This is a genomic window from Paenibacillus sp. SEL3, from assembly GCF_054602585.1.
Map to the genome: position 1 here is coordinate 76,925 of NZ_CM137725.1, position 12,481 is coordinate 89,405.

Annotated in this window: 12 protein-coding genes; all 12 read right to left on the reverse strand. The window is 48.5% G+C overall.

Going from position 1 to position 12,481, the window contains the following annotated elements; genetic code table 11:
• Position 1 precedes the first annotated feature (1 nt).
• Complete coding sequence (dinG, locus tag ACYCS5_RS00365; protein WP_318627170.1) at positions 2 to 2,869, reverse strand: ATP-dependent DNA helicase DinG; 2,868 nt, start codon at positions 2,867 to 2,869, stop codon at positions 2 to 4.
• A gap of 157 nt (positions 2,870 to 3,026) precedes the next feature.
• Positions 3,027 to 3,659, reverse strand: a complete 633-nt coding sequence (locus tag ACYCS5_RS00370; RefSeq protein ID WP_209947376.1) for a tetratricopeptide repeat protein — start codon at positions 3,657 to 3,659, stop codon at positions 3,027 to 3,029.
• Between the two features lie 82 nt (positions 3,660 to 3,741).
• On the reverse strand, positions 3,742 to 4,125 hold the full coding sequence (gene panD, locus ACYCS5_RS00375) for an aspartate 1-decarboxylase (protein WP_013371641.1): 384 nt from the start codon (positions 4,123 to 4,125) through the stop codon (positions 3,742 to 3,744).
• Positions 4,118 to 5,056 (reverse strand): pantoate--beta-alanine ligase, encoded by a 939-nt coding sequence (panC, locus tag ACYCS5_RS00380; protein WP_459760631.1) that lies wholly within the window; start codon positions 5,054 to 5,056, stop codon positions 4,118 to 4,120. Before panC ends, panD begins: the two co-directional genes overlap by 8 nt.
• On the reverse strand, positions 5,053 to 5,961 hold the full coding sequence (gene panB, locus ACYCS5_RS00385) for a 3-methyl-2-oxobutanoate hydroxymethyltransferase (RefSeq protein ID WP_165146943.1): 909 nt from the start codon (positions 5,959 to 5,961) through the stop codon (positions 5,053 to 5,055). Before panB ends, panC begins: the two co-directional genes overlap by 4 nt.
• A gap of 346 nt (positions 5,962 to 6,307) precedes the next feature.
• Complete coding sequence (locus ACYCS5_RS00390) at positions 6,308 to 7,282, reverse strand: biotin--[acetyl-CoA-carboxylase] ligase (protein WP_029517364.1); 975 nt, start codon at positions 7,280 to 7,282, stop codon at positions 6,308 to 6,310.
• Entirely contained in the window at positions 7,275 to 8,597 is a 1,323-nt protein-coding gene (locus tag ACYCS5_RS00395) for a CCA tRNA nucleotidyltransferase (protein ID WP_340932481.1), read from the reverse strand. The genes ACYCS5_RS00390 and ACYCS5_RS00395 overlap by 8 nt, the downstream gene beginning before the upstream one ends.
• Positions 8,598 to 8,652: 55 nt before the next feature.
• Positions 8,653 to 9,816, reverse strand: a complete 1,164-nt coding sequence (bshA, locus tag ACYCS5_RS00400; protein ID WP_029517362.1) for an N-acetyl-alpha-D-glucosaminyl L-malate synthase BshA — start codon at positions 9,814 to 9,816, stop codon at positions 8,653 to 8,655.
• Between the two features lie 84 nt (positions 9,817 to 9,900).
• Positions 9,901 to 10,593 carry a bacillithiol biosynthesis deacetylase BshB1 gene (gene bshB1 / locus ACYCS5_RS00405; protein ID WP_449292238.1) on the reverse strand — a complete coding sequence of 231 codons (693 nt, stop codon included), beginning with the start codon at positions 10,591 to 10,593 and terminating at the stop codon, positions 9,901 to 9,903.
• Positions 10,593 to 11,027, reverse strand: coding sequence for a methylglyoxal synthase (gene mgsA, locus ACYCS5_RS00410; protein ID WP_029517360.1), 435 nt, complete (start codon positions 11,025 to 11,027; stop codon positions 10,593 to 10,595). The genes bshB1 and mgsA overlap by 1 nt, the downstream gene beginning before the upstream one ends.
• 56 nt (positions 11,028 to 11,083) lie before the next feature.
• The gene (dapB, locus tag ACYCS5_RS00415) at positions 11,084 to 11,887 is read right to left on the reverse strand and encodes a 4-hydroxy-tetrahydrodipicolinate reductase (RefSeq protein WP_039271105.1); all 804 of its coding nucleotides are present in this window, start codon (positions 11,885 to 11,887) and stop codon (positions 11,084 to 11,086) included.
• Positions 11,888 to 11,918: 31 nt separating this feature from the next.
• Positions 11,919 to 12,437, reverse strand: coding sequence for a tetratricopeptide repeat protein (locus ACYCS5_RS00420; RefSeq protein WP_029517358.1), 519 nt, complete (start codon positions 12,435 to 12,437; stop codon positions 11,919 to 11,921).
• Positions 12,438 to 12,481: the final 44 nt, after the last annotated feature.

Genomic DNA, 12,481 nt, shown 5'->3' on the forward strand with positions numbered 1-12,481 from the left:
GTTATGCCTCTGTCTCCGGGGCGGATTGGAGCCATTCGGCGATGCGGGGCACCATTTGCTCCGATGGCATATGCTCCATTTTTGGTCCCGGTAACGAGTACAAAAAGTGCTTTCCGTAATAGGATTCAATCACACGCGTATCATAAACGATAACGACCCCGTGGTCGTTCGCTGTACGTACCAACCGACCAAATCCCTGTTTGAAGCGAATGACCGCTTGCGGTACAGACAGCTTCATAAATGGATTCTTCTTCTGCTGCTGGAGCAGTTCGCTTTTTGCCTCCAGCAGCGGGTGATTCGGCGGTTGAAACGGCAAGCGAACAATGGCTAGACAAGTCAGAGCCTTCCCCGGAATATCGACGCCTTCCCAGAAACTGCTGGTCCCCAGCAATACAGAAGCTTTCGCTTCCTGAAACCGGCGGGTTAGCTTGCTGCGACTTCCACTGTCCACACCTTGTCCCAGCACAGTAATTTCGCTGGATGCTAAGGCCTCTTTGAGCGGCTCATACACTTGCCGGAGCATCCGATAGGACGTAAACAGAACGAGCATTCTCCCACGTGTCGCCTGAGCAGTCGCTCCTAGAGAGCTAACGAGCATATCTACAAAATGCGCATCTCCTACACTGCCCTTCACACTTGGGAAATCCCGTGGAATAACCAGCAACACCTGATCCCTGTAATTAAAGGGTGACGGGAGCTGCGAAGTCATCAGCCGCTCTTGATCTGCGGCCTCCTGTAAGCCGAGCTGATCGATCATGTACTGAAACGACTTATCTACCGACAAGGTAGCAGAAGTCAGAATAATGCTTCTTTTTTTGTCAAAAAACATTTCTTTCAACTGGCGGCTCACATCGACGGGTACCGCATAAAATTGCAATGATTTACTACGGAATTGCCCGCTTGCCTCGAGCCAGTATACGGTTGTTTCATCATCGAGTCGGATAAAAAAGCGCAAATTTTCTCGAATCCCCGCCAAATCCTTGAGCAGACCCGTGATATCTGTAATAAGGCTATCCGCCGCATAATCGTCATGTTCTTCCTTGACGTCCAGCATCAGCTTGTCGCCCTTGCGCAAAATTTCGCTCATCGTTACATATAGCTGATTTTCCAAAGCTCCCGCCTGATCCCACTTTGCAGGCTTGGCCGAAGGTTTGAGACGGGAAGAAAACTGTCCTGTTTCACCCGGTGTCGCATCACTTCGCTCCGGCAACATGCCAAACAGCTTGTCGCTTAGCAGGTCCCAAGTTTCCTTCACCTCTAACACGAGCGGATACAGCTGGTCGATAGTTGAGGCCCAATCTGCCGACTTCTCGTGCCCCGATTTCGCCAACTGTTGACGAAGTGAAGGCAGTTGTCCATTCTTGCTGTCTTTGAACAGTCGCGTCAGTGTATGCACGAGTGTGAAATATTTCATATGCATACCTAGGTGTTTACCAGCTACTTCCTCCAGGTGATGGGCTTCATCTATCACCAGATGTTCATAGCTCGGCAATAACTGATGACTGGCTTTGACGTCTGTGAACAACTTAGAGTGATTCGTAATAACAACATCCGCTATTCCTGCTTCATGGCGTGCACGATGATAATAACATTTGCGGAACCATGGGCAGGAACGACCAAGACAGGACTCTGAATCACTCGCCACCGTTTCCCAGAAATCCCCTCCACGGTTGCTCAGATTCAGTTCTTCATCATCACCGGTTTCTGTTAGCGTCAACCAGACGATCATCTGAGCCGCTGTAATTAAATCTTCCTTCGGTGTAGCGAAGTCTCTTCTGTTTATTTTATGTTCAAACTTACGCAGACACAAATAATGTCCCCGACCCTTGAAAATAGCAGCCCGGAACGGAAACGGAATCACCTTGGTCAGCATCGGAATGTCGCGCTCGCGTAATTGCTCCTGCAGGTTGATCGTATGTGTACTCACCATAACGCGCTGTCCCTTTTTCACACTGTGATACAGCGATGGGAGCAAATAACCCAGAGACTTCCCTGTTCCTGTACCTGCTTCAATCAGCAGATGCTTGTCTTCACTCAGTGCCTGATTCACACCCTCAATCATCTGTATCTGCGCCTCGCGCTCCTCATATTGACTCAAGGATGAACGCAAATTGTCCCGCACATCATCCATGTACTCCTCAAAGGTAACACCTGACAGTGGATTCGGGTCATCTTCTCTACGCGGAGCAGCTAGCTCCGTCCAATCTTCCACTTTTAGCGCAAGCTGACGAAAAAACTGATATCCCTCCAAATCCTGAATAGGATCAAGCTCTTTCTCTTCACGCACCCCATCAAGAAACCATCCAAGGTCACTGTCTTCCTCTGCAAACAAATCACTAAGCCGCTGTATCGTTATCAGAGGTAATGCTTGAAGCTCACCCAGACACTTTAAAAACACCTCGGCCGTAGCCAATGCGTCGCTGTCTGCTTGGTGAGGGCGATCATGTGCCAGCCCGAACTCAGAAGACACAAAACCCAACTGATACGAAGATAGTGATGGAAACATAATTTTCAGAAAATCCATTGTATCCAAGATTCTTCCGCTAAATGGCAAGTATCCGCACCGATCCAGAGCGTTTTGCAAAAAATTAAAATCAAACGCCACATTATGACCGACCAGTACAACATCGTCCAGCATAGGCACAAGCTCCATCATCATTTCTTCAAGTGCAGGTGCATCCTTCACGTCATCGTCTGTAATTCCGGTCAATCCAGTGATAAAAGGTGGAATAGATCTGCCAGGGTTCACATAAGAGCCGTAAACACGGGAAATGCTGTTATCATGATCTATAATTGCAAGTCCGACTTGAATGATGTCATCCGCGGACTGGGTGCCTGTCGTTTCAAAATCCAATACCGCAAATTTCATTCGGGCTTAATCCTTTCTTATGACACTTACAAAAATAATAACTCCGTATATTAGCATAGCAGAAGATCGCGTGTTTGGAAATTAAGACAGCCAAAAAAGACGATGCATACGCCGCCTCAGGAGGTGGGCATGCATCGTCTTACTCGGTGTCTGACAACTACATCCAGGTCATTATGGAGCTGTCGTATCGAAGCTTTTCGGTACCGGACAAACAGGCTTCCATATTGTGCAGCGGCTCGGGTAACGCAGGATCGAACTGATGTGCGAGAGCAAAACATTTTTGCGCCTCCTCTACGTCAGCCTGCTTTGCCAACAGACAGCCTAGCGCATTATAGATGACCGCTTTTAGTCCTGCCTGCTCAGTCAGGTCCAGCACCTTCTGAAAATGGTATACAGCTTCTGCTGGATCATCTAGTTGAAAATAGGCCATTCCCATATACATGCGACTCTGCCAACTGTTCGGAAAATGCTGTAGTACCTGCTCAAATTGTTGGATCGCCTCAGGGTACATAAGTAATCGATAATACCCTTGCCCCCGACTAAAAGCCGGCAGCTCTTTTTCAGGCAGCTCCGTGTCAGACATATCGGTCTCCGCGGAAAAGCCGGCCGCACGCAGGCACACCATTTTTTCCTCAAAGGCCAGCCACTCATCCATAATTCCGTCACTCATTCTCCGCAGCAGACTCCAGTGCTGTAGCAGCTCCTGCCTGCGGGAGCCCTGGGCTGATGGGTAATGCTTCACGATATCATCTAACATGCTGTTCATTTCTGCGAATACATGCTGGAACATGTGCATCCCGCCCTTATGAAAGATGGATTAATACACTCACATTTTTCGCTTAAAAGACGGGTTTCATCCGCACTCCCATTCATTACATGATCGTCGCATGTACTTCTTTGTTCATCGTTTGGGCTGGTTTATTATGTTCATCAACAAATACCACTGTTGGTTTGTATGTTTTGGCCTCTTCATTTGACATGGAAGCATAGGAAATAATAATGACTGTATCACCAGGCTGCACCAAACGAGCTGCCGCACCGTTGAGACAGATCACACCGCTCCCACGCGGTCCGGGGATAACATAGGTTTCCAGTCGAGCTCCATTGTTATTGTTTACAATTTGAACCTTTTCATTCTCCAACAGATCCGATGTCTCCATGAGATCTTCATCTATAGTGATACTCCCCACATAGTTCAGGTTAGCTTCCGTAACCGTAGCGCGGTGAATTTTGGATTTCATCATAGTTCTAAACATGGGAAAGCACCTCCGCCTTCTGTATTCTTATATTGTCAATCAGTCGGGTACTGCCAAATTTCACAGCTAGCGCTACGATGATGTCTTCCTGAACATCACATAGCCGCTGCTCGGGAAGAAGGGGCTCCAGACCAGGAAAAGTTAAAATTTCAATGTAATCAATGTCTGCTAAAGGAGAGGAAGTAATGGTGGACTCCACCATTTGATGTAACTGACGAATCGTAATTGTGTTTGTTACAATATCTTCGCTCACTTCTTGCACCTTACGCAGTGACTGGGACAGCACCAATGCCTGCTCGCGCTGTTCTGCACTTAAATACACGTTACGGGAGCTGAGGGCCAAACCATCCGCCTCTCTGACGATGGGACAAGGTACGATAGTCACGTTCATATTGAGATCAGTCACCATCTGCTGGAGCACAGCAACCTGCTGTGCGTCCTTCACCCCAAAAAAGGCCAAATCAGGACCTATCATGTTAAAAAGCTTGGCTACCACCGTAGTCACACCATCAAAATGGCCGGGACGGGAAGCACCGCACAAGCGATCTGTCAAAGCGGATACACGAATTTTGGTTTGGGTTGGTTGTGGATACATTTCTGCTACAGTTGGCAAAAATACAATATCCACGCCCTCACGCCGTGCTACCTCCAAATCACGAGCTTCATCGCGGGGATAGCTTTCCAGATCTTCATTCGGTCCAAATTGGATCGGATTTACGAAAATGCTAAGCACCACCGTATCTGCCATTTCACGCGCCTTGTGCATCAAGCTCGCATGTCCTTCATGCAGGTATCCCATCGTTGGTACAAAGCCGACTTTATGTTGCAGTAAAGAGGCAGAATCGTGTACCGTTTTTGCTCCATTGGCTCCAAGTTGCCGACGTTCGGCAATAACCTTGCGTAGTTGAGCCACTTCTCTTACGATGATCATGACTGAGATTCCACCTTTTCCTTAGCTTGTTTCTGCGCTTGTCCTTTTGCCTGTCCGTACAAGGACTCCAGGGACTCCACAACACGGTCATCCGCGCTGAATACATGCTCTGCGGCCGGGAATGCCCGCCCTTTCACATCACTCACATACTGCTCAATGCTGCTGCGGATCAAGCCGCCTACATCGGCATAGGTTTTAACAAAGCGTTTGCTGAAATAAGGAGATGCGTACTGAATCAGATCGTGATAAACAAGTACTTGACCGTCACATCCACGTCCTGCACCGATTCCAATGGTTGGAATGGAAAGTTCTTTAGAAATCGCCGTTGCCACTTCCTCAGTCACCAATTCCAAGACAATACCAAAGGCACCCGCCTGCTCTAATGCCTTGGCATCTGCCATCAACCGGCGTGCGTCTGCTTCGTCCTTACCTTGAATGCGATAGCCACCAATTTGATTAACTGATTGCGGAGTAAGCCCGATATGTCCCAGCACAGGTACACCTGCCTGAACAGTCGCTTTTACGACATCGGTAATTTCAGCTCCGCCCTCCAATTTAACAGCATGCGCATGTCCTTCTTGCATCAGACGGCGGATGCCTTGAAGACTTTCGGATATGCTGCCGTGATATGTCATAAAAGGCATGTCCGCTACGATAAATGTATGCTCAGCGCCTCTTGCAACTGTCCGGGAATGGTACACCATATCATCCAAGGTCACAGGGATGGTCGAATCGTAACCAAGAACTACGTTACCCAGCGAGTCCCCCACGAGAATGATGTCAATTCCCGCCTCCTCGGCTATCTTAGCCGATGGATAATCATAGGCGGTCAGCATACTGAGCGGAATGCCCTCCTGCTTCATTTTTTTCATTTTTACAATATTCAGCGCTTGTTTTCCTGCCATCGCGAATGGCTCCCTTCCATCTTTTTTTGGCACAAAAAATAACCTTTTATGAACGCCTGTACATCTGCGTCATCAAAAGGTCCGAACAGCCAAAAAAGACACTCATTTTGAGATCGTCCCTTCTGTCTCGGTCCTGTTCGGCTCAGAGCAGAATCCAACGTAACCTTCAAATGAAGTTATGATGGTCTTACAAACTTGCTAAAGTAGAGCAATGTGCCCTTGGAGTGCAGCTCGGACCGTCCGATGCCGCCTCCTGCACAGTATAACAAAAAACATCAGCTTTTTCACGTGAAGTTTCACACAGGAAACAGAAAGATTGTGGTCGTATACTCAGCTAGGGTCGCTTCTACAATTGTATATCCCCTGAAATAACCTGAATCCGCTCACCCTGGTTCGTTTCTATCACTAGTGCCCCTGAAGGGTCCAAGCCCACCGCTGTACCTTCTACCGCTATCCCTTGTCCCGTATGTGCCCGAACGCTGCGGTTCATCGTCACGGATAACGCCTCCCACAGCATGGCTATGGGCTGGAACCCCTGCTCGGCATACAACTTACTTAGCAGCTCCATTTCTTCCAGAACTGCAGCAATCAGTGCAGTACGGTCAATTTCAAGCCCTGCTTCTATTTTCAAGGATGTCCCTACATGGGATAGCTCTTCCGGGTAATCTTCTTTATTTAAATTTACGTCAATGCCGACCCCTGCAATACAGTAGCGGACCCGTTGATCCTCTGTTGCAGATTCCAACAGAATACCGGATACTTTGCGACCATGAATCAACAGATCGTTTGGCCATTTGATTCCTGCCTCCACACCCGTCAGCCGACGAATGGCTCTACACACTGCTACACCTGTAAGTAGCGTTAGCTGGGGGGTAAAAGCTAAGGGCTGGGTGGGGCGCAATACAATGCTCATCCATATCCCTTTGCCGCGAGGGGAATACCATTTACGTCCCTGACGTCCCCGACCCGCCGTCTGTTCTTCTGCCAGCACTACCGTTCCCTCCGGCGCATCCTCTTCTGCTAAACGCATAGCATCCTGCTGAGTGGATACCGTCGAATCCAGCACTATGATACGCTGGCCAAACGATTGTGTAGTTAATAGATCTGCCAGTTTGGATACTTCCAATCGGTCAGGCCGAGATATCAACCGATAGCCCCGGCGCGAAGAGGCATCGATATTATAACCCAGCTCACGCAGTTTGTTGATTTGCTTCCATATTGCTGTGCGACTAACGGAGAGGCGTCGGCTAATCTCCTCACCAGATACGTAATCGGATGAACCTTCCTCCAGTATGCCTAACAGTCTATCATGATTATTCACTACTCATCACCCGTTTCACTTCCTGAAGCAATGTTTCTGTTTCATTCGGGATATCTCCGCAAGCGACCGCTTGTAAAAGCCGTTCCATCATCTGCCCCAGCCAAGGTCCACCTGGTCGATTCATTGCCTGAACCAGTTCATTTCCAGTAATATTTAAATCTTTGATACGAACGACGACAGCCTGCTGTGTCCACGAGTTTGCCAGTTCGGCAATCTTCTTCACATGCTTTTCTACCCACGGCGGTAATCCACGGAACGAAGAAGGCAGTGTCTTGTGAAGCTCCAGCCAGTCTGAAGCTGTATCCTTTCCCAGCTTAATTAACAATCGAATCCAGTTACGACGCAGTACCTCGTCGTTGATAGGGTCAGAATCTCTCGAAACAGAGTTGTCAGCTATGGCAACAGCATGGCTGATGAGCTCGGTCTCCCATTCCAATAAATGAACCAAACGCAAACGTACGGCGTTGGAGAAGGTCCAAGCTCTTAATAGCTCGTCCGCTGCCTCGGAGCTAAGTCTACAAGACATAAGGAGCAAACCCCACCGTAGCTCTGCTGGCAGCTGCACGATCTCCTTGAGCGCCTGTGCGTCACATTGTTCCCAGGGAACCGGAACCTTCGTACAGCCAAGCAATCCGCTACGTCCCAGCATCTCCAATCCACGTAATGGGTCAGGCCCCGCTAGCATCTTTTCTAACTCGACTCGTACCCGTTCCATGGCTATATATCGAAGTCCCTCTCTGCGACGGATCATACCTTTCCAGGTATTGTAGGCCACCCGGAACCGAAATACAGAGGCAAAACGGATGCAACGCAGCATTCGCAGCCCGTCCTCCTCAAAGCGTTCCTCAGCTCGTCCCACACAACGAACGAGAGCAGCTCGCAAATCGGCTTCTCCCCCAAACGGGTCCACCCGCTCTCCGTGTTCTGCCATCGCAATCGCATTCATAGTAAAATCCCGTCGCATCAGATCCTCACGGATATCCTTCACGAAGGCAACTTCCGTTGGACGGCGGTGATCGGCATAACCGCTTTCTGTACGAAAAGTGGTCACCTCGAACGCATGGCCACCCTGCATAACCGTTACCGTCCCATGCTGGATTCCTGTCGGAATAACATGAGGGAATAGCGCTAAGACCTGTTCAGGCTCAGCCGAAGTGGTCAGATCCATATCATGAATAGCTCGTCCTAATAGCTCATCCCGCACACAGCCGCCAACCCAGTAAGCTTCGTGGCCTGCTGCTGTTAGTGTATGTATGACCTCTCTGCCATGAAGTGCCATCTCTTGGTCAGCGCATTGCCAAGTATTTGTATTCATAGGGTTTCCCCCTTTGCAAGTATTCAATATAAAAAACGGACGCGAGTCCGCCCCCTTAAACGCTGATCGGTTTAAGATCCGGCACCTCGCGTCCCAACACACGGTAATAGATTTCTTCATATTGACGGGTAATCAGCTCATCACAAAAAACGGTACGGGCGCGGGTCAGACACGCTTCACGGAAACGTTCCGCCATCGCTTCATCGGACAACAGCTCAACTGCATAATCAGCCATCGCCTCAGTATTACCAATTTCAGCAAGATACCCCGTACTTCCATGCACAACGAGTTCAGGAACTCCTCCGGCCTGAGAACCGATTGTCGGCACTCCACAGGCCATTGCTTCCAGCGCAACCAAACCAAAACTTTCTTTTTCCGAGGGAAGCAGCAGCACATCCGCCATAGAAATCACTTCTGCGATCTGATCCTGCTTACCTAAAAAGAAGACCTTGTCTTGAAGTCCTAAATCCTCAATTTTGCAACGGATTTTTGGTAGATCCGGTCCTTCCCCCACCAGCAGCAGCTTCGCAGGCACTTTTCGTTGCACTCTTTCAAATATATCCAACACATCGCCCACCCTTTTGACAGGACGGAAATTGGAAATATGCATCATTATTTTTTCATGCGGTTGGGCAAAGTCTCTTCTAAGCGCAGCGGCATCTCGTGGATAATACACCCGTTTATCTACAAAATTATAGGTTAAATCAATAGGCCGTGTAATTTCCAGCGCATCTATCGTCTCCCGAATCAAATCTTTGGAAACCGCCGTCACAGCGTCACTTTTGTTAATAGCCAGCCGAATCAGGTCCTTCAACGACTCATCCTGTGCCAAGACTGTAATGTCCGTACCGTGTAGGGTGGTTACCACCTTCAGATGATCACCCACCATTTCCTTCGCCAAGTAAGCGCATACTGCATGTGGTACCGCATAATGAACATGGAGTACATCCAAATTCTTCATTTGTGCGACTTGGGCCATTTTGGTCGCCAGTGACAAATCATAGGGCGGATATCTAAACACGTAATAATCGTTAATTTCAACCTCATGATAAAAAATATTTTTCTGAAACGTCCCGCCTAATCTGAACGGAATGCTATTGGCAATAAAATGAACCTCGTGCCCTTTTTCTGCCAGCAACTTGCCCAGCTCAGTAGCCACTACGCCGGAACCACCCAGCGACGGATAACAGGTAATCCCAATTTTCAGTTTGTCATTCAAGCTAGCTGCCTCCTTCCGCTCACCAGTGATAACTTTTCTGCCGATTTATTTTTACACTCTGCAAAATGCTCAAGTATAGAATTCTTATGTGAATAGCTTAACCAGATATGGCGTTTTGGACGCAAACCCTTCTGCATACGTAATCAGTTTGCGCTGACCCAACAACGAGTCGCGAGCTTTTACGCGTTCCACATATCCCTGATTTAATGGAGTGGATACTGTATCCTTTCCAGGCGCTGCCTGAAATTGCGAAGCATAACTCAATAATGACTGTTCCTTGACTTCATAATGCTCGGTGATATCCACAATCAAATCCGTTCTGCCAATATCATTGATAAAATAAAAATATAATTGCTCTACCTGTACCGCAGGATTTTCTGGCATAAAACGTCGCAACTTCGCGTTAAATACCGCTTCCTCCACCAACTTGCTACACATGACATGGTCTGGATGCCGATCCTCCCAATAAGGAGCGAATACGACTTTCGGTGCATGGCGCCTGATTTCTGCTGTAACTGCAGCTACATGTTCAGGAGTTACATATAATCCACGATCAGGCAGACCCAAATTCGTCCGCACAGCAAGCCCGAGCACTTTCGAAGCATGTTCAGCTTCTGACATACGAGTATCCACATCACCATTGGATGACATTTCAGCCCGCGTCAAATCGCACACGCCCACCTTTAAACCAGCGGCTGTATGCTTGGCAATCGTGCCTCCCATTCCTATTTCTGCATCGTCAGCATGAGCTCCGAAAATCAGGATGTCCAGCGTCATTATATATCACCCTGCTGGTCAATGCCCGGTTTATATTTATGTACCAGCTCACGCCAAGCAAAATCGCCTCGGTCCAGCGCTTTCACCAGTATTTCAGCAGTTGCAACGTTTGTTGCCAAAGGAATCCCCTGCACGTCACACAAACGTAACAAGGCACTAATGTCCGGCTCATGCGGTTGTGCCATGAGCGGATCACGCAAGAATATAATCAAGTCCATGTCATTTTGCGCAACCATGGCCCCGATTTGCTGATCTCCTCCAAGCGGCCCGGACATGAAACGGTGAATTTCAAGCTTGGTTTGCTCCATAATGCGCAGACCTGTTGTACCTGTTGAAAATAACTTGTGATCTGTAAAAACATGCTCATAGGCCGTTATGAAATTTACCATTTCATCCTTTTTTCGGTCATGCGCTATAAATGCAATCTTTAACATTCGAAGTTCCTCCTGCCTCATTCTATAATTTCATTCGTCCAATCATTCGCGTATTCTTAATCGATGTAATGCTCAAATCCATATACAAGCCCTGGCTGCTCCATGACCTTCTGAATACCGATTTTAACACCCGGCATATAGCCCGCCCGTTCATAAGAATCCTGACGAATCTTCAGAGATTGTCCAAACCCTCCGAATATCACTTCTTGCTGTGCGAACACACCGGGAAGACGGACACTGTGGACACGAAACCCTTGATAGTAACCTCCCCGTGATCCTTCTAACGTTTCTTCCTCTTCCGGGTTACCCTGTCGCAGCTCTTCACGCTGTTCGGCGATTAGCTCTGCGGTCTTAATGGCTGTGCCCGATGGCGCGTCCAATTTTTGGTCACCATGATATTCGATAATTTCCAGATGTGGGAAGTATTTCGCTGCCTGAGCCGCAAACCGCATCATCAAAATGACGCCAATTGAAAAGTTTGGCGCGATCAGACCACCAATTTGCTGCTCACGACACTGCTTGTCCAGTTCATCAATCTGTTCGGGAGTAAACCCTGTTGTTCCGATAACCGGACGAACTCCATGCTTGATAGCAAGCGCTGTATGTGCATATGCAAAACGCGGCCCCGTAAAATCGACCATGACATCCGCTCGGCTATCCAGTAATGCCTGCTCCACATCCTCCACAATAGCGATACCCGCTTCCGGTAGTCCGACGAGAAGGCCGGCATCACTGCCGGCATGTGTTCTGTTCACTGCGGCCACAAGCTGTAGTTCCTCATCTTGAAGAACCAATTTGACAACTTCACGGCCCATACGCCCTGCTGCTCCTACAACAGCCACTTTTATTGGTTCTGACATATCCCTACAACTCCTTATGCATCCATTTGTGCTAGATCTGTTCATTCATCTGCTGGCATAACTTCTTCATGAGGTTGGCAAGCTGCACATTGTGAGGAAACAGTGCAGCCGCCTCACGAGCAGCCTGCACAGCCAGCTTATACTCATTCATTTCGTCATAAATCAATGCGAGCAGCAAAAAAGCATCCCCACATAACGGATCGAGGGCTATTGCTCGTTCCAGTAACAAGATCGCATCCTGACGCACCTGCGGCGTAGCTCTGTCGACATCCAGCATTTTTCTGGCCTTCTCCGTATGCTGCCTGGCTTCCTGCGCATGTAGATGGAGAACATATTCATCCTGCTGTGGAGCGAGACGAACCGCATGCTCTGCATATGCGAGAGCCTGCTCCAAACGACCACTACGAGCATAGGTAACCGAGCACCGGAAATAATGCTCCGCATGATCAGGCTGAGCTGAAATTGCTTTTTCAAACCATTCCACGGCCTGCTCAAAATCGTTCTGCAAAATGCACTGATAAGCTTTCTGAACGTATTCCTCCGCCTTCATGACACTGCACCTCCGGGTAACCGGTTTGGTACAGCATATGTACA

Excerpts from the sequence above, each read along its gene's own strand:
- dinG (WP_318627170.1), bottom strand. The coding sequence starts at position 2,869 with ATGAAATTTGCGGTATTGGATTTTGAAACGACAGGCACCCAGTCCGCG.
- ACYCS5_RS00370 (WP_209947376.1), bottom strand. The coding sequence starts at position 3,659 with ATGTTCCAGCATGTATTCGCAGAAATGAACAGCATGTTAGATGATATC.
- panD (WP_013371641.1), bottom strand. The coding sequence starts at position 4,125 with ATGTTTAGAACTATGATGAAATCCAAAATTCACCGCGCTACGGTTACG.
- panC (WP_459760631.1), bottom strand. The coding sequence starts at position 5,056 with ATGATCATCGTAAGAGAAGTGGCTCAACTACGCAAGGTTATTGCCGAA.
- panB (WP_165146943.1), bottom strand. The coding sequence starts at position 5,961 with ATGGCAGGAAAACAAGCGCTGAATATTGTAAAAATGAAAAAAATGAAG.
- ACYCS5_RS00395 (WP_340932481.1), bottom strand. The coding sequence starts at position 8,597 with ATGAATACAAATACTTGGCAATGCGCTGACCAAGAGATGGCACTTCAT.
- bshB1 (WP_449292238.1), bottom strand. The coding sequence starts at position 10,593 with ATGACGCTGGACATCCTGATTTTCGGAGCTCATGCTGACGATGCAGAA.
- mgsA (WP_029517360.1), bottom strand. The coding sequence starts at position 11,027 with ATGTTAAAGATTGCATTTATAGCGCATGACCGAAAAAAGGATGAAATG.
- dapB (WP_039271105.1), bottom strand. The coding sequence starts at position 11,887 with ATGTCAGAACCAATAAAAGTGGCTGTTGTAGGAGCAGCAGGGCGTATG.
- ACYCS5_RS00420 (WP_029517358.1), bottom strand. The coding sequence starts at position 12,437 with ATGAAGGCGGAGGAATACGTTCAGAAAGCTTATCAGTGCATTTTGCAG.